At 62.2% G+C, this 24,634-nt stretch carries 24 protein-coding genes and 1 other RNA gene; 15 read left to right on the top strand and 10 right to left on the bottom strand.

Annotation, left to right across the window (positions count from 1 at the left end):
- The 5 genes from EK373_RS33880 to ssrA all read right to left on the bottom strand — a co-directional run.
- A partial coding sequence (locus tag EK373_RS33880; RefSeq protein WP_232831398.1) for a hypothetical protein occupies positions 1-240 on the bottom strand: 240 nt, incomplete at its 3' end.
- Positions 241-899: 659 nt separating this feature from the next.
- Complete coding sequence (locus tag EK373_RS30490; protein WP_157994617.1) at positions 900-1,766, bottom strand: RES family NAD+ phosphorylase; 867 nt, start codon at positions 1,764-1,766, stop codon at positions 900-902.
- 74 nt (positions 1,767-1,840) lie between these two features.
- Positions 1,841-2,380 (bottom strand): hypothetical protein, encoded by a 540-nt coding sequence (locus tag EK373_RS30495; RefSeq protein ID WP_129649112.1) that lies wholly within the window; start codon positions 2,378-2,380, stop codon positions 1,841-1,843.
- Positions 2,381-2,438: 58 nt separating this feature from the next.
- Entirely contained in the window at positions 2,439-3,671 is a 1,233-nt protein-coding gene (locus EK373_RS30500) for a tyrosine-type recombinase/integrase (RefSeq protein WP_129649114.1), read from the bottom strand.
- A gap of 172 nt (positions 3,672-3,843) precedes the next feature.
- Positions 3,844-4,195, bottom strand: a transfer-messenger RNA (tmRNA) gene (gene ssrA, locus EK373_RS30505).
- A 155-nt stretch (positions 4,196-4,350) separates the two neighbouring features.
- Here ssrA and EK373_RS30510 point away from each other — a divergent pair.
- Complete coding sequence (locus tag EK373_RS30510; protein ID WP_129649116.1) at positions 4,351-4,812, top strand: hypothetical protein; 462 nt, start codon at positions 4,351-4,353, stop codon at positions 4,810-4,812.
- A gap of 28 nt (positions 4,813-4,840) precedes the next feature.
- Here the strand turns inward: EK373_RS30510 and smpB are convergent, their stop codons facing one another.
- Positions 4,841-5,317 (bottom strand): SsrA-binding protein SmpB, encoded by a 477-nt coding sequence (gene smpB, locus EK373_RS30515; protein ID WP_129649118.1) that lies wholly within the window; start codon positions 5,315-5,317, stop codon positions 4,841-4,843.
- Between the two features lie 29 nt (positions 5,318-5,346).
- On the opposite strand from smpB, the gene EK373_RS30520 reads away from it, so the two are divergent.
- On the top strand, positions 5,347-5,784 hold the full coding sequence (locus EK373_RS30520; protein ID WP_129649120.1) for a type II toxin-antitoxin system RatA family toxin: 438 nt from the start codon (positions 5,347-5,349) through the stop codon (positions 5,782-5,784).
- Entirely contained in the window at positions 5,771-6,082 is a 312-nt protein-coding gene (locus tag EK373_RS30525; protein WP_129649121.1) for an RnfH family protein, read from the top strand. The genes EK373_RS30520 and EK373_RS30525 overlap by 14 nt, the downstream gene beginning before the upstream one ends.
- 6 nt (positions 6,083-6,088) lie before the next feature.
- Here the strand turns inward: EK373_RS30525 and EK373_RS30530 are convergent, their stop codons facing one another.
- The gene (locus tag EK373_RS30530) at positions 6,089-6,490 is read right to left on the bottom strand and encodes an outer membrane protein assembly factor BamE (protein WP_129649122.1); all 402 of its coding nucleotides are present in this window, start codon (positions 6,488-6,490) and stop codon (positions 6,089-6,091) included.
- Positions 6,491-6,601: 111 nt separating this feature from the next.
- On the opposite strand from EK373_RS30530, the gene fur reads away from it, so the two are divergent.
- The gene (fur, locus tag EK373_RS30535) at positions 6,602-7,039 is read left to right on the top strand and encodes a ferric iron uptake transcriptional regulator (RefSeq protein ID WP_129649123.1); all 438 of its coding nucleotides are present in this window, start codon (positions 6,602-6,604) and stop codon (positions 7,037-7,039) included.
- A gap of 16 nt (positions 7,040-7,055) precedes the next feature.
- Here the strand turns inward: fur and recN are convergent, their stop codons facing one another.
- Complete coding sequence (recN, locus tag EK373_RS30540) at positions 7,056-8,822, bottom strand: DNA repair protein RecN (RefSeq protein WP_129649124.1); 1,767 nt, start codon at positions 8,820-8,822, stop codon at positions 7,056-7,058.
- Positions 8,823-8,839: 17 nt separating this feature from the next.
- Positions 8,840-9,754, bottom strand: a complete 915-nt coding sequence (locus tag EK373_RS30545; RefSeq protein ID WP_129649125.1) for an NAD(+) kinase — start codon at positions 9,752-9,754, stop codon at positions 8,840-8,842.
- 263 nt (positions 9,755-10,017) lie between these two features.
- Here EK373_RS30545 and hrcA point away from each other — a divergent pair, with 263 nt between their 5' ends.
- From hrcA to EK373_RS30590, 9 genes are all read left to right on the top strand, one after another.
- Positions 10,018-11,076 carry a heat-inducible transcriptional repressor HrcA gene (gene hrcA / locus EK373_RS30550; RefSeq protein WP_129649126.1) on the top strand — a complete coding sequence of 353 codons (1,059 nt, stop codon included), beginning with the start codon at positions 10,018-10,020 and terminating at the stop codon, positions 11,074-11,076.
- Positions 11,077-11,234: 158 nt separating this feature from the next.
- Positions 11,235-11,759: a nucleotide exchange factor GrpE gene (grpE, locus tag EK373_RS30555; RefSeq protein ID WP_129649127.1), complete on the top strand. Its 525-nt coding sequence runs from the start codon at positions 11,235-11,237 to the stop codon at positions 11,757-11,759.
- A 142-nt stretch (positions 11,760-11,901) separates the two neighbouring features.
- Complete coding sequence (gene dnaK, locus EK373_RS30560) at positions 11,902-13,833, top strand: molecular chaperone DnaK (protein ID WP_129649128.1); 1,932 nt, start codon at positions 11,902-11,904, stop codon at positions 13,831-13,833.
- Between the two features lie 116 nt (positions 13,834-13,949).
- Positions 13,950-15,077 carry a molecular chaperone DnaJ gene (gene dnaJ, locus EK373_RS30565; RefSeq protein ID WP_129649130.1) on the top strand — a complete coding sequence of 376 codons (1,128 nt, stop codon included), beginning with the start codon at positions 13,950-13,952 and terminating at the stop codon, positions 15,075-15,077.
- Between the two features lie 8 nt (positions 15,078-15,085).
- Positions 15,086-15,898: a 4-hydroxy-tetrahydrodipicolinate reductase gene (dapB, locus tag EK373_RS30570; RefSeq protein WP_129649132.1), complete on the top strand. Its 813-nt coding sequence runs from the start codon at positions 15,086-15,088 to the stop codon at positions 15,896-15,898.
- 220 nt (positions 15,899-16,118) lie between these two features.
- The gene (gene carA / locus EK373_RS30575; RefSeq protein ID WP_129649134.1) at positions 16,119-17,324 is read left to right on the top strand and encodes a glutamine-hydrolyzing carbamoyl-phosphate synthase small subunit; all 1,206 of its coding nucleotides are present in this window, start codon (positions 16,119-16,121) and stop codon (positions 17,322-17,324) included.
- Between the two features lie 10 nt (positions 17,325-17,334).
- Entirely contained in the window at positions 17,335-20,604 is a 3,270-nt protein-coding gene (carB, locus tag EK373_RS30580) for a carbamoyl-phosphate synthase large subunit (protein WP_129649136.1), read from the top strand.
- Positions 20,601-21,077 carry a transcription elongation factor GreA gene (gene greA, locus EK373_RS30585; protein WP_129649138.1) on the top strand — a complete coding sequence of 159 codons (477 nt, stop codon included), beginning with the start codon at positions 20,601-20,603 and terminating at the stop codon, positions 21,075-21,077. Before carB ends, greA begins: the two co-directional genes overlap by 4 nt.
- A 27-nt stretch (positions 21,078-21,104) precedes the next feature.
- Positions 21,105-21,551 carry a DUF4149 domain-containing protein gene (locus tag EK373_RS30590; protein WP_129649140.1) on the top strand — a complete coding sequence of 149 codons (447 nt, stop codon included), beginning with the start codon at positions 21,105-21,107 and terminating at the stop codon, positions 21,549-21,551.
- Here the strand turns inward: EK373_RS30590 and yhbY are convergent.
- Complete coding sequence (gene yhbY / locus EK373_RS30595) at positions 21,548-21,859, bottom strand: ribosome assembly RNA-binding protein YhbY (protein ID WP_129649142.1); 312 nt, start codon at positions 21,857-21,859, stop codon at positions 21,548-21,550. The two genes, EK373_RS30590 and yhbY, sit on opposite strands and share 4 nt — an antisense overlap.
- Between yhbY and rlmE the strand changes: the two genes are divergently transcribed.
- Both rlmE and ftsH read left to right on the top strand, forming a co-directional pair.
- Entirely contained in the window at positions 21,858-22,481 is a 624-nt protein-coding gene (gene rlmE, locus EK373_RS30600) for a 23S rRNA (uridine(2552)-2'-O)-methyltransferase RlmE (RefSeq protein WP_129649144.1), read from the top strand. The genes yhbY and rlmE overlap by 2 nt on opposite strands.
- 163 nt (positions 22,482-22,644) lie before the next feature.
- Positions 22,645-24,579 (top strand): ATP-dependent zinc metalloprotease FtsH, encoded by a 1,935-nt coding sequence (gene ftsH / locus EK373_RS30605; RefSeq protein WP_129649146.1) that lies wholly within the window; start codon positions 22,645-22,647, stop codon positions 24,577-24,579.
- The last annotated feature ends 55 nt before the right edge of the window (positions 24,580-24,634 follow it).

The following is a 24,634-nucleotide window of genomic DNA, read 5'->3' on the forward strand; positions in this document are numbered from 1 at the left end:
CTTGCTCGGTGGCGCCATGGTCTGCCCGTCGATGACATCGTCCAACATCGGATGACCCTCCGGCCAGAACAGGAGGGTGAGGAATTTTAAGTGACCGTAGCTGGGGAGTTTTGCGTGACCGATGACAGTCGTCTGGCTGCCGATTTCAAGTTTGACCGCGGGGAAGCAAATGAGCGACGCTGAGTCGCTTTTCGGTACGGGGGCTGGTGTACTTGCCGTGCCGAGTGATGCCACTGGCATCACTCGCTCTCGTGGGAGCGCTGGGGCCGGCCGGCTAGGCGTTCTCTGGAAATCTGGAGATCGGCGTCGGCAAGGGGTGAACGTCGCAAGGCCGTCAGAATCCGCCCCTTCGGAGGCCCGCCAGCCGCAATGAGCTGACTCACGGTTGCCCGCATGGAGATTGACGCAGGTCCGCCTTCTGCCAAGCGCCGAGCGAGCGTTCTGATCAATTCTCGATCAGTCTCCAGTCCTTGTACTGCGAATCTCGTCGTTCCTCGCTTAATAGAGCGCGATCGGTAGTTCCGAGTTGTGGCATCGCTCATGGGCGATCCTCGCGTATTGGTTGCTGGTCGATCTTCGCTGGCGCCCTTGCAGTCGGGCTCCAATGGCTTAACATCCGCCCTGACGCCATAGCCGACTCACGCGTCGACCCGCCCGAAAGGGTCCACACCATGAGTGGGATAGCCAAGAGGATCGGCGTACGAACCCCGCTTCAGGCGGGGTTTGCTTTTTCCAAGGCTCTGCGTTTCGTTGATCGGTGCTCGAAGCATCACGGCTTCGCGCCTGCGCCCATGAGTCAGGTGATGCCCCGGGCATCACCGGCCATGCGGGATCGCCGGCGCCCTAACAGCGCGTCGCGTACTGTGCGAAGTGCGGTTGGAAGACTGCGAATATCTTGGTCAGGGCACAAGGCAGATATTGTCCTTATCCATTACGAGGCATCGCGCCGCCGGCGGGGCACCACCGACGACTTCGATACGGGTGCTGCCGTTGCGAAGATTTTCAGGGTACACAGCCAGGCACAATGTACCGCCTTGTTGAGATGGATAGAGCACACCCTCGAATCCGGCGCCCCGTGCATAGCGACTGAAAATCTGATTTGGGGCGGGAATTCCAAAGAGCTGAGGCTCAGTGCGCCATTCCTTGGGCGGGGCGAGTAGGCGCTTATGAACATCTCTTGCGGTGCGCATGAGTGCGCGAAGGGGGAGGTTGATCTTTCGTGCGAATCGGCGTGTATCCGAAGACAGCTCAAATTTTGCGATGATCTTTGCGAAATCGCGAATAGTGCTGGAACTGCGCAAGTCGAGTACGTTCTCGGCGCGGCCGCGAAGCGCGAAGGTTACAAACGAGGTCTTACGCCGAAGCGCCAATTCTTGAAGGGATAACCCACCGGGGCCGCGCGTCTCAGGACGGCCACCAAAAAATTCAAAGTATGCGGTTTCGACATTCTCGGCAATGTACAGCGCCGGAAATTCCTGGCCGCGGGCTCGATCGAGATCCGACCCAATGTTGAATCGACCGCCGATGCCTTTGAGGCTACCGGCCGGCGAGAGCGGTTCAAGACTCCATCGGTAATCGCACACGCGAGCCCAATGCTCAAGGTCAATTTCTATTGACCCTGACGAACGCAAAGCTTCGCAGAGTTGGTCGTGATGAGCGGCCCGCTGGCGTTCAAGATCAAAGTAAACATAGTCGCTGTAGCGCTGCGCATCTTGAGACCGGCTCGACCATAGTTCGAGGTCTTGCTCAGTGAACAGTTCCAGCAAGACTCGACGATTCGAGGTGACCTTACTATGTCTCTTCCTTTTCGCCACCAAGAATAGCTCTTAGGTCGCGCAGACTAGCCGCGCTTCCGCTGCTGATAAGCGGCAGCCAATTCCGCTTCCCTCGATTCCAGCACGAAGTTTAGAAGGCGCTTGTAGCGGTCGCCGCGAATCATTGTTCGGGGCGACACGTTCCCGAGGTGTGGATTCGGCAGCTCAAACCAAAGAGCGACCTTATGAATGTCGCCGTCGAAGAATTCGGCAACGAGATTTGCGATGTTGGCGATCTCGCGCAGTCGTATCGCTGTCGCCGCCGGAATTGCGTCGTCGAAGCGCACCGAGGATTTGGAAACCTTGGAGATCTTGCCGAGATCTTCCTTGGTGAGTTTCACCACGTCGGCTACACGCTTGTAGTCTGGCTGGCCGTCTCGATAGAACCCCAAGATATCCGGCGCGATGTGTCCGGTGATCGGGCGAAAGGCCGCGTTGGACGATTGTGCTGTTGGCATGGGGGGAGACTCCTGCTGGACCCTCACCTTACCACGGATCGACCACGAATTAACCACGTTCGAGCCGGCATGTAAGTCAAGTTCGTCCTGGCTTCTCATGCGCGACATAACAAATTGATTTTAGAGTCATTGTTGCAGCGGATCTATTGGCTTCGTGGGTTCCAGTTCATCGATCCGCGGCGGTTATTGGGCCGCAACCACGCAGGCCGTCCAGATAGTCCGCCCAGGCTTGCATCATCTTCCGCCGCTCCGGCAGGTAGTCCGCGTGGTTGTACGCGGCCCGAATCTTGTCCCGCTCGCCATGAGCCAGTTGCCTCTCGATCGCGTCTTTATGCCAGTGCTGCTCATTTAGGATCGAGCTAGCCAGCGATCTGAACCCATGCGCGGTCATTGTTTCTTTGTCGTAGCCGATGCGACGCAGGGCGGCGTTCAAGGTGTTCTCGCTCATCGGCCGCGCAAGACTTCTCAGTCCAGGAAAGACGAGGCCAGTTGGGCCGGTGAGCGGCTGTAGCTCGCGAAGGATAGCGACGGCTTGTTTCGCCAGCGGCACGATGTGCTGCTCGCGCATCTTCATTCTCGCGGCCGGAATGCGCCACTGCGGGTGCGCGCCGTCGAGATCGAATTCCGACCAGTCAGCTTGTCGAAGTTCGCCAGGCCGAACAAACAGGAGCGGAGCGAGGCGAAGAGCGCAGGCGACTGGGAACGTACCCCCATAGCCCTCGATGGCTCTCAGCAGCTCGCCGACTTGCTTCGGGTCCGTGATGGTCGCGTGATGACGAGTCGGCCGCGCCGACAGCGTCTTCGACAAGCCCAAGCATGGCGAGTGTTCGCAGATTTCCTCCGCAATCGCGTATTCGAAGATCGAGCGAATCAGTTGAAGCACACGGTAGGCAGTCTCGATGTGCCCCGTCTTTTCTATCCTGTGCAAAACCTCTTTGATCTGCGCGCGCTTGATGCCACTGATGCCGAGCGAGCCCACCCACGGAAAGACGTGCTGCTCCAACCTCCGCGCGTTGCGCGCGCCGTGACTCTCGCCCCAGCCTTGCTTCGTCAGCCATTCGCGGGCCACGGCTTCGAACGTTTGAAGCTGGGAGACGCGCCTCTGGTGTTCTTCCTGCTTCCGGTGAGTGCTGGGATCGATGTTGTCGGCGAGTAGTCGCCGCGCCTCGTCTCGCTTCTCGCGAGCGCGCTTCAACGACACCTCGGGAAAGACGCCGAGTGATAAATTCTTCTCTGCTTTTCCCGGCTTGCCATCGGCGCGAGCGCCGTAGCGATACTTGAACCGCCACCATTTGTGGCCGGCGGCGCGGATGAGCAGGAACAGTCCTTTCTCGTCGTAGAGCTTCCAATCCTTCTCGCGAGGCTTTGCGTTTTGGACCTGAACATTGGTCAACGGCATTGGGGTAACTCTCCGTGTCGGCGACAGGTCGCCTCCAGTTACCCCTTGAAGTTGCCCCCGACAGGTCTAAGATGTCAACGGACGACAGCAGTCATCCGAAGCTGGAATTCTCGGGGTTTTCGAGTAATTCCGAGGACTTATGGATCTTCTTGGATGTCCTCGGAACAGGTGATGGTGGAGGCGGCGGGAATCGAACCCGCGTCCGCAAGCACTACGCTACAGGACCTACATGCTTAGCTCACTCTTTGTATCTCGCCGCGCGCTACCCGAGGAGCAGGGAAGACGAACGACCAGCTGCAGAGCGTTTTAACGAGGCGGCCTGTAGCACACCGACTCGCGAGCTTGTGAGCGCGTCCCCCAATCTGGATGCACAAGCACATACCAGGCGGAGGTTAGGCGGGATTAAGCCGCCAGAGCGTAGTTGTCGTCGTTTGCAACTATAAGTTTGTAAGCAGTTTAAGGAGTTACCTACAACTCCGCATGCACCTGGAGTTTCGCCACCCACGTCGAAGCCGGTCGCCCCCGTAAGGTGTCGCCACTCGTGGCAACGGCGCTAGTGTAAGGGCAAAAGCCAGGATCACAAGGGCTGCCAGTCACGAAATGCGCTTGCCAAAAGCACGGCGTCTCCTATCCTTCGTGCGCCGAGGGAATCGACCAAGAAGAACGTAGGAGTTGCTGAATGGAAATCCGCCCCTTGCGAGTGCTCACCACCTTGCTGCTGGTGACGATGGGAGTGCCGGCTGGTGCATCCGCGGCCGCATGCCTGGTGACGCCGGAGGAGCTTCGAGCGGCGACGGGGCGAGAGTTCATCGCGGGACAGGAAGGCAAAGCTGCCGACGGATCCGCTTTATGCACGTACGCCGAAGTAGCTGCGCCCACGCGGAAGCTGGCGCTAAATGTGATCGCTTCACGCGGCAAAGCTGCGTACGAGAGCAGGGTCCGGTTGCTGTCGATGGGCAAGAAGGAGATCGGCCTCAAGGGCGTGGGAGACGCGGCCTATTTCAACGGTACGGCCGCGGGTGTGCTGTCGGGCGATAAGCTGATCACGCTGTCGAACGTGAGGCGCGCATCGGCGCCGGAGATTGCGCCGGAGCGAATCGTGACGTTGCTGCAGGCGGCGCTCGGTCGAGCGGCGAAGTAAACCGCACGAAGCGGTGAAGCGCTGCGACTCAGCGTTTCGAATGTTTCATCAAGCGCGATTTTTCACGCTGCCAATCGCGGTCCTTCGAGGTGGCACGCTTGTCGTGTTCCTTCTTGCCCTTGGCGAGGCCGATGCGCAACTTGGCGCGCCCAGCTTTCCAATACATTTCCAGCGGCACCAAGGTGTAACCCTTGCGCTCGACGGCGCCGACCAGCCGGCTCAGTTCCGCGCGGTTCAGCAACAGCTTTCGCGTGCGGATCGGGTCGGGGATGACGTGCGTGGACGCAGTGGGCAGGGCAGAGACGTGCGCGCCGTACAGGAAGGCTTCCGCGTTCTTCAGGAACACGTACGCTTCCTTCAGCTGTACGCGCCCTGCACGCATGCTCTTGACCTCCCACCCCTGTAACGACAGGCCGGCCTCGTAAGTCTCCTCGATGAAGTACTCGTGGCGCGCCTGGCGGTTCTCGGCGATGGTCGGGTTGTTGTCGGCTTTCTGCTTGCTCATAGAGGGCGCGGATTGTACCGTGCCGGCGCATGCGTGAAGTAACTCGAAGTGCCCTGGTGCCCTATTCAGCCGAACAAATGTTCGCGCTGGTCGAGGACATTGAGCAGTATCCGCAGTTCGTGCCGTGGATTTCCGCGGCAACGAAGCTGGAGAGCACGCCGGAACAGGTCACTGGCACGCTGGAAATGCACAAAGCGGGCGTGCGCGAGACGTTCACGACGCGCAATTTTCTGAAACGTCCCACCGAGATGTTAATGACGCTGGTGGCCGGCCCTTTCAAGACCTTCGAAGGCCGCTGGACGTTCACGCCGCTGGGCGACAAAGGCGTCAAGGTAGGGCTCACGGTCCGTTTCGAGTTCGCCAACGCCATGCTCGGCATGCTGTTGTCGCGCACGTTCGAGAAGAACTGCAGCGAGTTGATCGACGCTTTCGTCGACCGCGCTCGCGCCGTGTATGGAAAAAAGTGAGTTACTGCACATCCGCGTGGTGTACGCACTGCCGGATCGCCAGCCGAGCGTCGATCTGCAAGTGCCGCCGGGCACCTCGCTCACCGAGGCGGTGAATCGCTCCGGCCTGCTGCAAAAATTTCCGGAAGCTGCGGCGCGTCCCTTGGAATGCGCCATTTTCGGGCGGGCAGTGCCGCTGACCTATGAGCTGCGCGATGGCGACCGCATCGAAATCCTGCGGCCGCTGCTGATCGATCCTAAACAGAGCCGGCGCGAAGCGGCCGCGCGCAGCCGCGCCGAATCCCAGCGACGAAAATAACTCGCTTCAATTCGTTGCCGCGGTCTTCGCTTGGGGTGGCTTCACCAGATTCGGCACCGTATCGGTCGGCCGATCGATGCGCTGGACTTTGTCCGTGGCATCGAAGAACACGATGAAATGACGCTTCTGTGGCGCGCTCCAGCGGCCGCGTTTGAAGTAGTACATGTAATCCCAGCGCGTGCTCACGAAGGGATCCGCCACCATGGGCGTACCGAGAAGCGATCGCACCTGGACGCGGGTCATGCCGACCGCTACGCGGTCGATGTCCTCTTTGTCGAGAAAGTTGCCTTGTTGAATATCGACGCGATGGACGCATCCTGACAGCCCGCCGGCCAGCAGCGCGGTGGCGATCAGCGAGGCCAGTGCTCGCACTCGAAGGCAGGACCAGGTGTACTTGATTCGTGTCATTTCGGGGTGGAGCCAGCGGCTGGGCTGCGAGATAATGCGGCAGGATGATACTCAAAAGTGGTCGGTCTCGCAGCGAAACGCTCGCCGACGTTCGATCTGAGGACCAAACACGTGGAAACCCAAGACTTACGCAAGGCCGGGCTCAAAGTCACGCTGCCGCGTATAAAGATTCTCGAGATTCTCGGCACGGCCACGCCGCGACACATGAGCGCGGAAGACATTTATAAGCACTTGCTTGAGTCTCACGAGGATATCGGCCTTGCCACGGTGTACCGGGTCTTGACGCAGTTCGAGGCCGCGGGGCTGGTTACGCGTCATCACTTCGAGGGCACCACGGCGGTGTTCGAGCTCAACGAGGGCCAGCACCACGACCACATCGTCTGCTTAGGCTGCGGCCGGGTGGAAGAGTTCATGGATGCCGGCATCGAAGAGCGGCAGCGGCAGGTTGCGGCTCGCCTGAAGTACGAGCTGAAGGATCATTCCATGATCCTGTACGGCTACTGCAGCCGGCCGGACTGCCCGGCGCGAAACCAGAAGGGTCGCAACTGACGCGACCCCAAACGGCTCAGCGCCGCGCCGGCTTCTTCTTCGCAGCCGGGGCGGCAGCCTTGGCCGGAGCCTTCGCGGCGCCAGTCGCCGCTTTGGCCGGACCCTTGGCAGGCGCCGGCCGCAGCATCTCCGCGGCATGTTCCCGCGCCTTATCCGTCACATTGATACCGCCCAGCATGCGCGCGATTTCCTCGATGCGCTCATCCGCGGTCAGCGGGTGCAAAGCCGTGCGGGTGGTTTTGCCATCCGTGAGTTTCGTGACTCGCACATGTGCGTGAGCCTGGCTGGCGACCTGCGGCAGATGGGTGACGCACAGGGCTTGCGCCCGTTCGCCGAGAGTCCGCAGCTGGCGGCCGACGATCTCGGCCACACCGCCACCGACGCCGGCATCGACTTCGTCGAACACCAGGCACGCCAGAGAGTCGGCCATGGCATCGGTCTGCACAGCGGCAACCTGAATGGCCAGGCTGATGCGTGACAACTCACCGCCCGACGCCACTTTGGCGAGCGCGCGGGGTGGCTGACCTGGATTGGCGCTGACCAGAAACTCGATGTCATCGGCGCCATTCACGCCGGCCGATTCGGCGGAGCGCACATCGATCTGGAACTTGCCGCCCGGCATGCCGAGGGTTTGCATCAATGCGCTGATGCTCGTGCTCAACGCTTTCGCGGCGGCTTTGCGCGCAGCCGTGAGTTTGTCGCACGCCGCACCGAATTTTTTCTGCGCCTCTTCCAGTCGCTTCTCGATCTGCGCCATCGACGCTTCCAGCGAATCGAGCCGCTGGAACTCCTGCTGCAGATCCGCTTGCAAGCCGAGCAGGGCGCTGACTTCGACGCGATGTTTGCGCGCGATCGATTCCATGGTCGCGAGCCGCTCTTCGACCCACTCCTGCCGCTGCGGATCGGCATCGAGATCGGACTCGTAACGCTCCACCGCTTCGACGCCTTCGCGAAGTGCGATCAGGCTCTCCTCGATCAGCTGCCCCATCGGTGCGAACGTCGGATCCAACTCGCCGACGTGACGCGCGGTGCTCAGTGCTCGCGAGATGGCTTGCTCAGCGCTCACATCTTCAGCTTCACGCAGCAGTTGGATGATTTCGCGCGCGCCGGATGCGAGTCGCCCGCGCTGTGACAGACGCGTCCGTTCGGCGGCGAGCTCTTCAGCTTCACCTTCCTTGAGGTCGAGCGCTTGCAGCTCGCTCAAGTGATAGCGCAGCAGCTCTAGACGAGCCTCGCGATCCTGCACCGATGCGGCCGCACGATCGCGTTCCTCTTTGACCTGCGACAACGTGCGCCATGCCTCGCTCACAGCGCTCACCAGCTCGCGATGCTCGCCGCTCTGGTCGAGCAGTTCGCGCTGCGCGGAGCGACGAACCAGGGATTGATATTCCATCTGTCCGTGCACATCGACGAGCGTCTCGCCGAGCTGACGCAGCGATTGCACGGACATCGTTTGTCCGTTGACGTACGCGCGCGAGCGACCGTCCGCGGAGATCACTCGACGCAGCAGGCATTCGCCTTCGTGCTCGATGGATTGTTCGTTGAGCCAGGCGTGGGCCGCGGCATTCTTTTCGATGGCGAACGTCGCTGACACTTCGGCCCGTTCGGCGCCGTGACGAACGACTTCGGCGCCCGCGCGTCCGCCGGCCGCGAGCAGCAGCGCATCGACAAGGATCGACTTGCCCGCGCCGGTCTCGCCGGTGAGCACCGTCAAGCCGGGGCCAAGCTCCAGCTCGACCGCGTCGATGATGGCAAAGTCGCGGATCTGAATATGAGTGAGCATCTTCGCGTTGGAGGAAGTTATTCCGAGGTTGGGTAGGGAGCGGTACGGTCACCGCGGCCCCAGCGCAGCTTCGAGCGCAGCGTGCGATAGTAATCGTGATCGGCGGGGTGGAGGAGGGTCACGTTGCTCGCGGCGGGTTGAACGACCAGGCGATCTCCCTGCGACAACGCGCCCAGCGATACACCGTCGCAAGTGACCTGTCCGTTGCTATCCGGTCGATCGAGCAGGCGCACTTCAATGATGGCATTGCTCCGGACCACGATCGGTCGATCCGACAAAGTGTGCGGACAGATCGGCGCGAGCACCAGCGCATCCAGACCCGGATACAGGATCGGACCGCCACACGACAGCGCGTACGCGGTCGAGCCGGTCGCCGTCGCAATGACTAAACCGTCGCCGCCGTGTGTGTTCACGTAGCGGCCGTCGATGTAGGTCTCGAAATCCAGGATGCGACCGGTCTGCCACTTCTGCAGGACGACGTCGTTCAGGCCGTTGCAATGGCGATCGGGCTGACCGGGAGAGCTCAAGGTTGCTTGCAGCATCGCGCGCTGATCGCTCACATAGCGACCGGCGAGAATCTCATCGACGCGCGTGGTCAGCTCGCTCGGGCCGATGTCGGCGAGAAATCCGAGCCGGCCGCGATTGATGCCGAGGACCGGCAGAGAGCGCGGCGCGGCGAGCCGGGCCGCGTGCAACATAGAGCCGTCGCCGCCCACTGCGATCAGCAGGTCGGCCGTCGCGCATAGATCCGATTCAGGTAAGCGCTCGACCGTGACGCCGCGGTAGTCGACGCTCGTGGCCGCATCCACGAGCACGCGCCGCGCACGGCTGTGCAGATGAGCGGCCAAAACCTGCAAGGATTCGACAACCCGCGAGTCACGCGTGTTGCCGATGATGGCGATGGTTTGAAAGGGTTGGGGCGCTGCGGACATGGATGCGGTTTGTAGCACGGACCCATGTCAGCCAGCCACGCGAATACAGTTGTGAACCGGCGACTGGACCCAAGATAGCCCTTATCGAACGCCCGCTCGACTAAGGGGCGGTCTGCTTGACAGCGCCTCGCGCGGTGCTTAGCTTCACTTGGACAGTCGGCACCGCATTGCAGCTGGTGCAAAATGCCTTCTGTCACATAGGTTTGAGTCCTAGATGCGGCGGGGCAAAGCGCCCCACGAACCAAGCCGCCCGAACCGTTACGATGCCGACCCTGAACGACGAACCGCTGAATGAACGTTCCCAGCAGTTGCTGAAGCTGCTGGTCGAACATTACATCCGCGACGGGCAGCCCGTCGGGTCCCGCACTCTGTCCCGTGATCTGGGGCTGAACCTGAGCGCGGCGACCATCCGCAATGTCATGGCGGACCTGGAGGAGTTGGGCTTCGTCACTTCGCCGCACACCTCGGCGGGCCGCGTTCCCACCGACAAGGGTTATCGCTTTTTCGTCGACACGCTGCTCAAGTACCAGCCGCTCGACGACGACAAGATCGCCGCGATTCAGTCGCGCTTCGGCGAGCACACTGCCGACCACAAAGCGCTGGTGGCCGCTGCTTCCCAGATGTTATCGAGCGTCACCCGGCTCGCCGGGGTCGTGACACTGCCGCGACAGAGTCATTCGGCGCTCAGCCAGATCGAATTCGTGCCGCTGTCGGACAACCGCGTGCTGGCCATCATGGTCGTGAACGGCCGCGAAGTGCAGAACCGAATAGTGCAGCTGGAGCGTCACTACAGCTCCGAGGAGCTGCGCCGCGCCTCGAACTATTTGAATCAGGAATTCGGCGGCAAGGAATTGAGCGCGGTGCGCGACCACTTGCTCAATCAGCTCAAGGAAACACGCGAGTCGCTGAACCAGGTGATGCTCGATGCCATTCATCTGGCGCAGCACGTCGTCATGCCGTCGCAGGCCTCGGGCCGGATGGAATATGTCATCGCCGGCGAGACCAACCTGATGAGCTTCGCCGAGCTGTCCAACGTCGAGAAGCTGCGGCGCCTGTTCGAGGCGTTCACCCAGCAGCGCGACATCCTGCACCTGCTCGATCTGAGTCTGAAGGCCGACGGTGTGCAGATCTTCATCGGCCAGGAATCCGGCTACACCATCCTGGACGACTGCAGCGTAGTTACGGCTCCGTACACCCTCGACCAGGAAGTCGTCGGCGTGTTGGGGGTCATCGGTCCAACGCGGATGGCCTACGAGCGCATCATCCCCATCGTCGATATCACCGCAAAGCTGCTCGGCTCCGCCTTGAATTCCCGCGCCTGAGCCGCCATTCCCGTCGCGCCTGACCTGTCCCCAGGAGAGGTCAGGGCTGAGGTCGGCCGCCTGATCAGGCAGAATGCCGCCCCTTTAAAGAAACCGCGTCCCGCCACCGGCGTCGCCGGCCGGGCACGAGCCCTTTTTGCGATAGGAGAATCAGATTCATGAGCACGCCCAACGAGCAGGATCGCCCGCCCGGCGCCAATGGCGCCCCCGCTGGGGAAGGTGGCGCGGCGGATTTGCAGGCGGCCCTGCAGGCAGCCGAAGTGCGAGCGCTGGAAAGCCGCGACATGTACATGCGCGCGCTCGCCGAGATGGAAAATATTCGCAAGCGTGCGTCCCGGGATGTTGAGCAGGCCCACAAATACGCGGTCGACAAATTTGCCAACGATCTGGTCGCCGTGAAGGACAGCCTGGAGCTGGGCCTGTTGGCCGCCGGCGACCCGCAGACCCTGCGCGCCGGCACCGAAGCGACCCTGAAACTGCTGGCCAAGGCGTTCGAGAAGAACGGGCTGACCGAGATCGATCCGCTGGGCGAGCCGTTCAATCCCGAGCAGCACGAAGCCATGGCCATGCAGCCCTCGGCCGAGCATGTCCCCGACAGCGTCACCCAGGTCGTGCAGAAGGGTTACCAGCTGAATGGTCGCCTGTTGCGCCCGGCGCGCGTGATCGTCGCAAAAGCCCCCTGAAGGCCTTGTAAACGCCGGCACGATCCGCAGATATCGCGGCAAGACGGCCGGAGCACCGGGCTCAAACTCGCGCACCTGGCCAGATTTACAGACCGAATTTCGAACCAATTACTAACGAAGCATTTGCAGGAGACATTGGGCCATGAGCAAAGTCATCGGCATCGACCTCGGCACGACCAACTCGTGCGTCGCGATCATGGAAGGCGGCAAGCCGCGCGTGATCGAGAACAGCGAAGGCGATCGCACCACGCCGTCGATCGTGGCGTTCACCAAGGACAATGAAGTGCTCGTCGGCCAGTCCGCGAAGCGCCAGGCGGTGACCAATCCGCAGAACACCCTGTTCGCGATCAAGCGCCTCATCGGCCGCCGCTTCGAAGACAACGTCGTGCAGAAAGACGTCGACATGGTCCCGTACAAGATTGCCAAGGCCGACAACGGCGACGCCTGGGTGGAAGTGCAGGGCAAGAAGATGGCCCCGCAGGAAATCTCCGCGCGCATCCTGCAGAAAATGAAGAAGACTGCCGAGGATTTCCTCGGCACCACGGTCACCGAAGCCGTCATCACCGTGCCCGCTTACTTTAACGACTCGCAGCGCCAGGCGACCAAAGACGCCGGCCGCATCGCCGGTCTGAACGTCAAGCGCATCATCAACGAGCCGACCGCCGCGGCGCTGGCCTATGGCCTCGACAAGCAGGGCGGCGATCGCAAGATCGCGGTGTATGACCTGGGTGGCGGCACGTTCGACGTCTCCATCATCGAAGTCGCGGATGTCGACGGCGAGCGTCAGTTCGAAGTGCTCGCGACCAACGGCGACACGTTCCTCGGCGGCGAGGACTTCGACAAGCGCGTCATCGATTACCTCGGCGAAGAGTTCAAGAAGGAAAGCGGCGTCGACGTGCGTCGCGATCCGCTCGCCATGCAGCGCCTGAAGGAAGCTGCGGAGAAGGCGAAGATCGAGCTGTCCAGCAGCCAGCAGACCGAAATCAATCTGCCGTACATCACGGCGGATGCGTCCGGTCCGAAGCACCTCAACATCAAGCTCACTCGCGCCAAGCTCGAGTCGCTGGTCGAGGACCTGGTGAACAAGACCATCGAGCCGTGCCGGATCGCGCTGAAGGACGCGGGCCTGTCCATCAAGGACGTGTCCGAAGTGATCCTGGTCGGCGGCCAGACCCGCATGCCGCTGGTGCAGAAGCAGGTGAAGGACTTCTTTGGCCAGGAGCCACGCAAGGACGTGAACCCCGATGAAGCCGTGGCCGTTGGCGCCGCGATTCAGGGCGGCGTGCTGTCCGGCGAAGTGAAGGACGTGTTGCTGCTCGACGTGACGCCGCTGTCGCTCGGTATCGAGACGCTCGGTGGCGTGATGACCAAGCTGATCGAGAAGAACACCACGATTCCCACCAAGGCGAATCAGACCTTCTCGACCGCGGACGACAACCAGGGCGCCGTGACCATTCACGTGCTGCAGGGTGAGCGTCAGCGTGCGCACGACAACAAGTCGCTCGGTCAATTCAACCTCGAAGGCATTCCGCCGGCGCCGCGCGGCATGCCGCAGATCGAAGTCACGTTCGACATCGATGCCAACGGCATCCTGAACGTGTCGGCGAAGGACAAGGCCACCGGCAAGGAACAGAAGATCGTCATCAAGGCCTCCTCGGGTCTGAACGAGGATGAGATCAAGCGCATGGTGAAGGACGCCGAGGCGCACGCCGAGGAAGATCGCAAGTTCCGCGAGCTGGTCGAGTCGCGTAACAAGGCCGACGCGCTGGTGCACGGTACCGAGAAGGCGCTGAAGGATCTGGGCGAGAAGGTTCCGCCCGCCGATCGCGCCAACATCGAAAATGCCGTGTCGGATCTGAAGCGCGCACTGAGCGGCGACGACAAGGATGTGATCGAGAAGAAGGCTGCCGAAGTGAGCCGTCTGACTGCCGCTCTGGCGCAGCAGTCTGCCGAAGCGGGCGCGGCGGGTCCGGGTGCGGGCCCGCAGGGCTCGGCCGGCGCCGGTGGCGCGGGCGGCGGCAACGACGACGTGCTCGATGCCGAGTTCGAAGAAGTCAAAGACAAGAAGAAGTAAGCACAGTGGCGGCCCGGCGGATGTTATGTCCGCCGGGCCGATCTTTGTATTTAGGTGGCTGACGCCGGCGCACGCAGGCATCATGCCGCCATCTTTGCGTGGGGTTGTTTCCGCGAATGTCCAAGCGCGACTACTACAAGGTGCTCGATGTAGCCCGCACGGCCACGGAGGCCGAGATCAAGAAGGCTTATCGCCGTCTGGCGATGAAGTTTCACCCCGACCGCAATCCCAACGACGCGGAAGCCGAAGAGAAATTCAAGGAGTGCAAGGAAGCTTACGAGGTGCTGACCGACGCGCAGAAGCGCGCCATCTACGATCAGCACGGTCACGACGGGCTGGCCGCTCGCGGCGGCGCGGGCTACAGCGCCTCCGATGCGTTCAGCGACATCTTCGGCGATGTGTTTGGTGACATTTTCGGCGGCGGCCGTCGCGGCGGGCGCCAGCAGGTCTTTCGTGGCGCCGACCTGCGCTACGACCTCGAGCTCGATCTGGAGCAGGCCGTGTTCGGCCATTCTGCAGATATCGAATTCACGACCCTCACCGAGTGCGAGCCTTGCTCGGGTTCGGGCGCGGCGCCCGGCTCGAAGCCGGTCACCTGCGACACCTGTAACGGCGCCGGTCAGGTCCGGATGCAGCAGGGGTTCTTCGCGGTTCAGCAAACCTGTCCGCGTTGCAAAGGCCGGGGCCAGATCATCAGTCAGCCGTGCGATTCCTGCCTGGGGCAGGGCCGGCTGCGCAAGAAGAAGACGCTCAACATTAAAGTCCCGCAGGGCGTCGACAACGGCGACCGCATTCGCCTGACGGGCGAAGGCGAGGCCGGGCGCAATGGCGGACCGGCGGGCGATCTCTACGTCGAGATCCGCGTCAAGGAACATGCGATTTTCGAGCGCGATGGCAGTCATCTGTCGTGCGAAGTGCCGGTGAGTTTCTCGACCGCGACGCTCGGCGGCACGATTGAAGTGCCCACGCTCGGCGGCAATGTCGAATTGAAAGTGCCCGGAGAAACTCAGTCCGGCCGTGTGTTCCGCCTGCGCGAGAAAGGCGTCAAGCCGGTGCGCGGCGGAGCGACGGGAGATTTGTTCTGTCGCGTCGTGGTCGAGACGCCGGTCAATCTCACCGAAGAGCAGAAAGAACTGCTGCGCGCCTTCGACGCGTCGATGCACGAGAGCAAGCGCAATCACAGCCCGCGGGAAAGCACCTGGCTGGACGGCGTAAAACGTTTCTTCGACACCATCAGAAGCTGATTCGACCGATGGCCGAACACTCATTGCAGATCGCCGTGCTCGGCGTCAGCGGCCGGATGGGCCGCGCGCTGCTCGCCGCGATCGATGAAGCGCCGGGCACGAAGCTGAGCGGTGCGACGGCGTCCGCGAACAGTCGCTGGCTCGGCAGGGACGCGGGCGATGCGACCGGCGGCGCCAAGCGCGACGTAACCGTTGAGGCCGATCCGGCGGCCGCGTTGCGTAGCGTGCAGGTCGCCATCGATTTCACCTTGCCCGAAGCGACCGCAGCCAATCTTGCCGCTTGTGTCGCGGCCAAGTGCCCGCTCGTCATCGGCACCACCGGCCACACCGAGGCGGTGCGAGCCCAGATTGCGGCCGCAGCGCAATCCATTCCGATCGTGATGGCGCCGAACATGAGCCTGGGCGTGAACCTGCTGCTCAAGCTCGTTGAATTGGCAGCGAGCAAGCTCGATGCCGACTACGACATCGAAGTCTTCGAAGCTCATCACCGCAACAAGAAGGACGCGCCTTCGGGAACGGCGCTGGCACTGGGTGCGGCGGCGGCCGACGGACGAGATGTCAAATTGGCGGACGCGGCTGAATATTCCCGTCACGGCAACACTGGCGCCCGCAAGCGCGGCTCCATCGGCTTCTCGGTCTTCCGGGGTGGCGATGTGGTCGGCGACCACACCGTGACCTTTGCGGGCATCGGCGAGCGGATCGAGCTGACACATCGCGCCAGCGATCGGCTCGCTTTTGCGCGGGGCGCCGTCAAAGCAGCCCAGTGGCTGGTGGGAAAGTCGCCGGGCCTGTACTCGATGCAGGACGTGCTCGGTCTGTAATTCGGACGATGCCCCTTTAAATCGGGCATGCACGCCCAACCCTGACTTCCGCTGAAGCGGGAGAGGGTGACAGACACGCGCATTTCGCTTTCATCACTTGGGCGACTCGCGTAGACTGCCGTCTTCAGCACGCGGTGAAAACACTTGTGGCGGGATAGGGCCTTAAGAGCCCATCTCGTCTTCCGCATGCGTGTCTGAAACAGCTGACATCGGGAGCTACATGAACCACACCGGTAACGTGGCCGCTGTACTGGCACTCGAGGACGGGACCGTTTTCCACGGCCGATCCATCGGAGCCAAAGGCAACACGACGGGCGAGGTGGTGTTCAACACCGCCATGACGGGCTATCAGGAAATCCTCACGGACCCGTCCTATTGCAGACAGATTGTTACTCTCACCTATCCGCACATCGGCAACACCGGCACCAATCCGGAAGACCTGGAAGCGGCATCGGTGTACGCGGCAGGTCTGATCATTCGTGATTTGCCGGCCGTCCATTCCAACTGGCGCGCCTCTGAATCCCTGGAGAGCTTTCTCCAACGCGGCAAGATCGTCGCCATTGCGGACATCGACACTCGCAAGCTGACGCGCATCTTGAGAGAGAAGGGCGCGCTCGCCGGCTGCATCATGACTGGCGAGAAGGCCGACGCCACGGCAGCGGTGCACGCCGCGCGCAAATTCCCCGGCTTGAAAGGGATGGACCTCGCGAAGGTCGTCTCCACCAAGCGCGTGTATCAATGGAACGAAGGCACCAACTGGGGCGAGAACCAGGGGCCGAAGTCACGTCCGGGACAACGCGTGCACGTGGTTGCTTATGACTACGGCATCAAGCGCAACATCCTGCGGTGTCTCGCCGATCACGGTGCTCGCGTAACGGTCGTGCCCGCGCAGACGCCGGCAGACAAAGTGCTCGCGATGAATCCAGACGGCATCTTCCTGTCCAACGGCCCTGGCGATCCGGAGCCGTGTACGTACGCGATCGAGGCGATCAAGAGATTCCTGCAGACCGACATTCCGGTGTTCGGCATCTGTCTCGGCCATCAGCTGCTGGGCCTGGCGAGCGATGCGAAGACGGTGAAGATGAAGTTCGGCCATCACGGCGCGAATCATCCGGTGCAGGACATCGCATCCGGCCGCGTGCTGATCTCCAGCCAGAACCACGGCTTCGCGGTGGATGAGAGCACGCTCGGCGAGAACGTGAAGGTGACCCACAAGTCGCTGTTCGACGGCTCGCTGCAAGGCATCGAGCGCACCGACTGCCCGGCCTTCAGTTTCCAGGGCCACCCCGAGGCGAGCCCGGGCCCGCAAGACGTGGGCCAGCTGTTCGCCCGGTTCACCGCCATGATTCACCAGCGGCTTGCCAGCCAGCAGTCCACTCAGTCCCCGGCCGCCGCGAAAGACGGCCGCCGTGCCGCCGAAGGTTGACCGATCTCACATGCCCAAACGTACCGATCTAAAAAGCATCCTGATCATCGGCGCCGGCCCCATCGTCATCGGCCAGGCGTGTGAGTTCGACTATTCCGGTGCGCAGGCCTGCAAAGCGCTCAAGGAAGAGGGCTACCGCGTCATCCTGGTGAACTCCAATCCGGCCACCATCATGACGGACCCGGAGTCCGCCGATGCCATTTACATCGAGCCCATCAACTGGCGCACGGTGGAACGGATCATCGAGAAGGAACGTCCCAGCGCACTGCTGCCCACGATGGGCGGACAGACGGCGCTCAACTGCGCGCTCGACCTGGTGCGCGAAGGCGTGCTGGAAAAGCACGGCGTCGAGCTGATCGCCGCGTCTCGCGAAGCCATCGACATGGCCGAGGACCGCGAGAAGTTTCGCAACGCCATGCGTGAGATCGGCTTGGAGTCGCCGCGTTCGAAGATCGCGCACAGCATGGATGAAGCGCTGGCGGTGCAGGCCGAGATCGGCTTTCCGACGATCATTCGTCCCTCGTTCACCATGGGCGGCTCGGGCGGTGGCATCGCGTACAACCGCGAAGAGTTCGTCACCATCGTCGAGCGCGGTCTGGACGCATCGCCGACTTCCGAAGTGCTGCTCGAAGAGTCGGTGATCGGCTGGAAGGAATACGAGATGGAAGTGGTCCGCGATCGTGCGGACAACTGCATCATCATCTGCTCCATCGAAAATCTGGATCCGATGGGCGTGCACACCGGCGACTCGATCACGGTCGCGCCGGCGCAGACGCTGACGGACAAGGAATATCAGATGATGCGCAACGCCTCGATCGCGGTGTTGCGCAAGATCGGCGTGGAGTGCGGCGGCTCGAACGTGCAGTTCGCGCTCAATCCCGCCGACGGTCGTCTGCTCATCATCGAAATGAACCCGCGCGTGTCGCGCTCGTCGGCGCTCGCATCGAAGGCGACGGGCTTTCCGATCGCGAAGGTCGCGGCCAAGCTGGCCGTGGGCTACACGCTCGATGAGTTGCGCAACGAAATCACGGGCGGCGCGACGCCGGCCTCGTTCGAGCCGACCATCGATTACGTCGTCACCAAGATTCCGCGCTTCACGTTCGAGAAGTTCCCCGGCGCCAACGATCGCCTCACGACTCAGATGAAGTCGGTGGGCGAGGCGATGGCCATGGGCCGCACGTTCCAGGAGTCGCTGCAGAAGGCGCTGCGAAGCATGGAAGTCGGCACCGACGGTCTCGATCCGTTGCTGTCGCTGCCGATTGCCGAAGAACAGATGCACAAGCTGCGCGAAGAACTGCGCATGCCAGGTCCGAATCGCCTGCGCTACGTCGGCGATGCGTTCCGCGGTGGCCTGTCGTTCAACGAAGTGCAGTCGCTGTCGCGCATCGATCCCTGGTTCCTCGCGCAGATCCAAGACATCGTGCTCGAAGAGGAAAAAGTGCGCGAGCAAGGCCTCGAAGCCTTCACGCGCGATCGCGTGTGGACGCTCAAGCGCAAAGGCTTCTCCGATCGTCGCCTGGCGACGCTGCTCGGCATCGATGAGGCGAGCGTACGTCGTAAGCGCATCACCATGGGCATTCGCCCGGTGTACAAGCGCGTCGACACTTGCGCCGCCGAGTTCTCCACTTCGACCGCGTACATGTATTCGTCCTATGACGAGGAGTGCGAAGCGAATCCGACCGACCGCAAGAAGATCATGATTCTCGGCGGCGGCCCGAATCGCATCGGCCAGGGCATCGAGTTCGACTACTGCTGCGTGCACGCGGCGCTCGCGCTACGCGAGGCGGGATACGAGACCATCATGGTCAACTGCAATCCCGAAACGGTCTCCACCGACTACGACACGTCGGATCGTCTGTACTTCGAGCCGCTGACGCTCGAGGACGTGCTGGAGATCATCGATAAAGAAAAACCGGTCGGCGTGATCGTCCAGTACGGTGGCCAGACGCCGCTGAAGCTGTGCCGCGCTCTCGAAGCCGCCGGCGCACCGATCATCGGCACGACGCCGGATGCGATCGACGTTGCCGAAGACCGCGAGCGCTTCCAGCAGCTCGTGCAGCAGCTGAATTTGAAGCAGCCGCCAAATTGCACGGCCCGCACCGAAGAGCAGGCCATCACCATGTCGAAGACGGTGGGCTTCCCGCTGGTCGTGCGCCCGTCGTACGTGCTCGGCGGTCGCGCCATGGAAGTGGTCTTCACCGAAGACGACCTGCGCACTTACATGACCGATGCAGTGAAGGTGTCGAACGACAGCCCCGTGCTGCTCGACCGCTTCCTCGATCAGGCCATCGAAGTCGACGTCGACGCAATCTGCGACGGCGAGGATGTTTATATCGGCGGCATCATGGAGCACGTCGAGCAGGCCGGTGTGCACTCGGGCGACTCGGGTTGCTCGCTGCCGCCGAACAGCCTGTCGGCCGAGACCCAGGAAGATCTGAAGGAACAGACGCGCAAGCTCGCTCGCGGATTGAAGGTCGTCGGTCTGATGAACATTCAGTTCGCGATCCAGAGCGGCATCGTCTACATCCTCGAAGTCAATCCGCGCGCCTCGCGCACTGTGCCGTTCGTTTCCAAAGCGACTGGCGTGCCGCTCGCGAAGATGGCGGCGCGTGTCATGGCTGGCGCGAAGTTGAAAGAGCTCGGCTTGACCGAGGAGCGCGTGCCGAAGTTCTTCGCGGTGAAGGAATCCGTGTTCCCGTTCTCGAAGTTCCCCGAGGCCGATCCCATCCTCGGCCCGGAAATGAAATCCACCGGCGAGGTGATGGGCACCGGCCGTTCGTTCGGCGAGGCCTATGCGAAGGCGCAGCTCGCGTCCGGCGTCATCCTGCCGACGCGCGGCGTGTGTTTGATCAGCGTGCGCGACCGCGATAAACCCGCGGCAGTGCAGCTGGCGCGGCGCCTGGTCGCGCAGGGATTTGAAATCGTTGCAACGTCTGGCACCGCGGAAATGATCACCAATGCGGGAATTCCATGCCGCATGGCGAACAAGGTGCGTGAGGGTCGCCCTCACATCGTGGACATGATAAAAAACGACGAGATTTCGCTGATCGTCAATACCACCGAAGGCAAGCAGGCGATCTTCGAGTCGCGCTCCATCCGGCGTGAAGCGGTCCATAAGCGCGTCACGTACTACACAACAGTGGCGGCGGGACTCGCGACCTGCGATGCCATCGCCCACATGAATGAGGTCGACGTGAACCGATTGCAGGATCTGCATCAGGAGATCTCGCGCACCGGCGAGACAGGCGCGGCCGGCCAGCGGTTGGAGATCGCATCGTGAAACGTCTGCCGTTGACTTTGAAAGGCGCCGAGAAGCTGCGCGTCGAGCTGAAGCGTTTGAAGAGCGAAGATCGTCCGCGCGTGATCCAGGCGATTGCCGAAGCGCGCGCCCATGGCGATTTGAGCGAGAACGCGGAATATCACGCTGCGCGCGAGCAGCAGAGTTTCATCGAAGGCCGCATCAAGGACATCGAGGCGCATCTGTCGAACTCGGAAATCATCGACGTCGCGTCGTTGCCGGCTACGGATAAAGTGGTGTTCGGCGCGACCCTCGACCTGGAAGACGAGGACACCGGCAACAAGGTGCTCTACCAGATCGTCGGCGACGCCGAAGCGGATATCAAACACGGCCTGATCTCGGTCTCCTCACCGATCGCCCGTGCGCTCGTCGGCAAGTCGAAGGGCGACGTCGTGGACGTGGTCGCGCCCAACGGCACGAAGAGCTACGAGATCGTCGGCGTCCGATACCTCTAGCGCACAACGCAGCAGCAGTTATTTTTTGTGGAGCTTCCACCGGCTCGGACAGTGCTGGACTTCAGCGTGACGTTCCTGGTCACGCTCTGGGCCGGCTCGCTGTGGACGGTATGTGGCATCGTCGCGCCGCAGTTGTTTGCGACGCTGCCCGAGCGAAAGCTGGCGGGGCAGATGGCGGCGCGGCTGTTTCACATCGAGACCTGGCTGGGCGTTGTCATCGCGATCCTGTTGATCGCGTTATTCGCCGCCCGCAAAGCCTTCGCTGTCAGCAAGACGATTCTCTGGTTGATCCTGCTGACTGCGGCTGCGCCGCTAACGAGCGAGCTGATCCTCGGCCCGATGATGAACGCGGCTCGCGAAGCGAACGACATGGCTCGCTTCGGGATGCTTCACGGCGTGTCCGCCGTGCTGTTCCTGATCGCTTGTCTGAGTGCGCTGGCGCTGGTGTGGAAGGTGCGCCAGCTCGAGCGTTAATCGGCCGGGAGAATGATCTTCGGCTTGTCCTTGTGCGGGCGGTAGAACACACCCACATTGCCGATGCGTTGGACCAAAGAGCTGCCGCTTTGCTTGGCCAGTTCGGCGAGAATGTTGTCCCGTTCGTCACGGTCGCCGACGCGGGCTTTCACTTTCACCAGTTCGTGCGCGCCGAGGGCGAGATCGAACTCCTTGGCGACCCCGGACGACAGTCCCGATGAGCCGATGAGAATGATGGGATCGCGGCCGTGGGCGAGGCCACGGAGGTACTTTTTCTGCTTTTCGGAAAGCTGCTGAGCTTGAGTCATGGCTAAGCGTACTAAATCGAGCCGGGAATGGCTCGCCGAACATGAGAGCGACCCGTACGTAAAGCAGGCGCGGCAGATGGGCTATCGCTCGCGTGCCGTGTTCAAGTTGGAGGAAATCCAGCGCGCCGATCGTCTCATTCGCCCTGGCATGACCATCGTCGATCTGGGCGCCGCTCCGGGCGGCTGGAGCCAGCTTGCGGCTAAGCTTCTGCAGGGCAGGGGTCGGATCGTGGCCCTGGACATCCTGCCCATGGATGCCATCGTCGGCGTCGACTTCCTGCAGGGTGACTTCTCCGAAGACGCGGTGCTGGCGCAGTTGGAACAAATGCTCGGCGACGAGCGCCCCCAGCTTGTAATGTCGGATATGGCCCCCAATACCACCGGCATTGCCGATGTGGACCACGACCGTTCGATGCATCTGGTTGAACTGTCACTGGAATTTGCCCGTCAGCGGCTCCGTCCAGGGGGCGATTTCCTGGTCAAGGTTTTCCAGGGACGACACTTTCAACCGTTCGTGAAGGAGCTCCGGGCGAGCTTTGCCAGCGTCAAGGTCCGTAAACCAGATGCGTCTCGCCAGCGAAGTCCGGAACTTTACCTGCTGGGCCGGGACTTTAAGGCTTAAGCTGGTCGCTCTTAGGTTTGGGCTTGCTAAGGATCGGGGAGTCGGTTATGGCGCGTCCCGGTCCGGTGGTGTAGTGTCAATCGGCGCCTACTTATTTACTTCCAGGCTGCCGCCAGCGTTCTTGACCGTGAAGGTATAGGACCAGGCGCACGAGGATGGGACTTTGAACGACCTAGCCAAGAACATCGTACTCTGGATCGTCATCGCCGTGGTTGTCGCCACGGTGGTCAGCAACTTCAGTGCGCGGTCCGGCGGAGTACAGGAAATGCCGTACTCCACCTTCCTGCAACAGGTGAAGGACGGCGGCGTCGCCGAAGTCACCCTCAACAAGACCACCGACGTTATTCGCGGCGTCCGCACCAATGGCGAGCAGTTCACCGTCAACAATCCCGAGACGGAGAACAACGCGCTGATCGGCACGCTGATGGACAACAACGTGAAGTTCTCGGGCGCGGCGCCGGAGCGTCAGTCGTTCCTGATGCAGCTGTTCATCTCTTCCTTCCCCATCCTGCTGCTGATCGCGGTGTGGGTGTACTTCATGCGCCAGATGCAGGGCGGCGCCGGCGGCAGGGGGGCCATGTCCTTCGGCAAGAGTCGCGCACGCCTGCTCGGCGAAGACCAGGTGCAAGTCACGTTCGCCGATGTCGCGGGCGTGGACGAAGCGAAGGAAGAAGTGGTCGAGATCGTCGAGTTCCTCAAGGACCCGGGCAAGTTCCAGCGCCTCGGCGGCAAGATTCCGCGTGGTGTGCTGATGGTCGGCTCGCCGGGTACCGGTAAGACGCTGCTCGCCCGCGCCATCGCCGGCGAAGCGAAGGTGCCGTTCTTCACGATTTCCGGTTCTGACTTCGTCGAAATGTTCGTCGGCGTCGGCGCGAGCCGCGTGCGTGACATGTTCGACCAGGCCAAGAAGCACGCTCCGTGCATCATCTTCATCGACGAAATCGACGCCGTCGGTCGCCATCGCGGCGCCGGCCTGGGCGGCGGTCATGACGAGCGCGAGCAGACCCTGAACCAGTTGCTGGTCGAGATGGATGGTTTCGAAGGCACCGAAGGCGTGATCGTCATCGCTGCCACCAACCGTCCCGACGTGCTCGATCCGGCGCTGCTGCGTCCAGGCCGCTTCGACCGTCAGGTCGTGGTGCCGCTGCCGGACGTGCGTGGTCGCGAGCAGATCCTGAAAGTCCACATGCGCAAGCTGCCGCTGGCTGAAGACGTGAAGCCGCAGGTGATCGCGCGGGGTACGCCTGGCTTCTCTGGCGCCGACCTCGCCAACCTGGTCAACGAAGCTGCGTTGTTCGCCGCGCGTGCCAACCGTCGTACCGTGACGATGGACGAGTTCGAGCGCGCCAAGGACAAGATCATGATGGGCGCCGAGCGCCGCTCCATGGTCATGGACGAGCAGGAGAAGAAGCTCACCGCGTATCACGAGGCTGGTCACGCCATCATCGGCCTGACGGTGCCCGAGCACGACCCGGTCTATAAGGTCACCATCATCCCGCGCGGCCGCGCGCTGGGCGTGACGATGTTCCTGCCGGAAGCCGATCGCTACAGCACCAGCAAGCGCCGTCTCGAGAGCCGCATCAGCACGCTGTTCGGCGGCCGTATTGCCGAAGAGATCATCTTCGGACCGGAGTCGATCACAACCGGTGCGTCGAACGACATCGAGCGCGCGACCGAAATCGCTCGCAACATGGTCACGAAGTGGGGCCTGTCGGATCGTCTCGGCCCGCTGACTTACAGCGAAGACCAGGGCGAGGTGTTCCTGGGTCGCCAGGTGACGCAGCACAAGCAGGTGTCGGACGTGACGGCGCACGCCATCGATGAGGAAGTCCGCTTGCTCATCGACAACAACTACAAGCGCGCCAAGCACATCCTGGAATCCAACCTGGACAAGCTGCACAAGATGTCGGATGCGCTGATCAAGTACGAGACCATCGACGAGACGCAGATCAAGGACATCATGGAAGGCCGCGATCCGAAGCCGCCTGCCGGTTGGGACGACAGCGGTGCGCCGTTCGGCGGTAATGGCAGCGGCAAGGGCCGCGAGCGCGAGAAGGGCGGTGAAGCCCCGATCGGCAAGCCGGCCAGCCAGCACTAAGACAGCGGCTGGTAGTCAGGAGTTGGAGAGAGGCGCGGCAACGCGCCTCTTTCCG

The organism is Peristeroidobacter agariperforans, assembly GCF_004138335.1.
Lineage (GTDB): Bacteria > Pseudomonadota > Gammaproteobacteria > Steroidobacterales > Steroidobacteraceae > Steroidobacter > Steroidobacter agariperforans.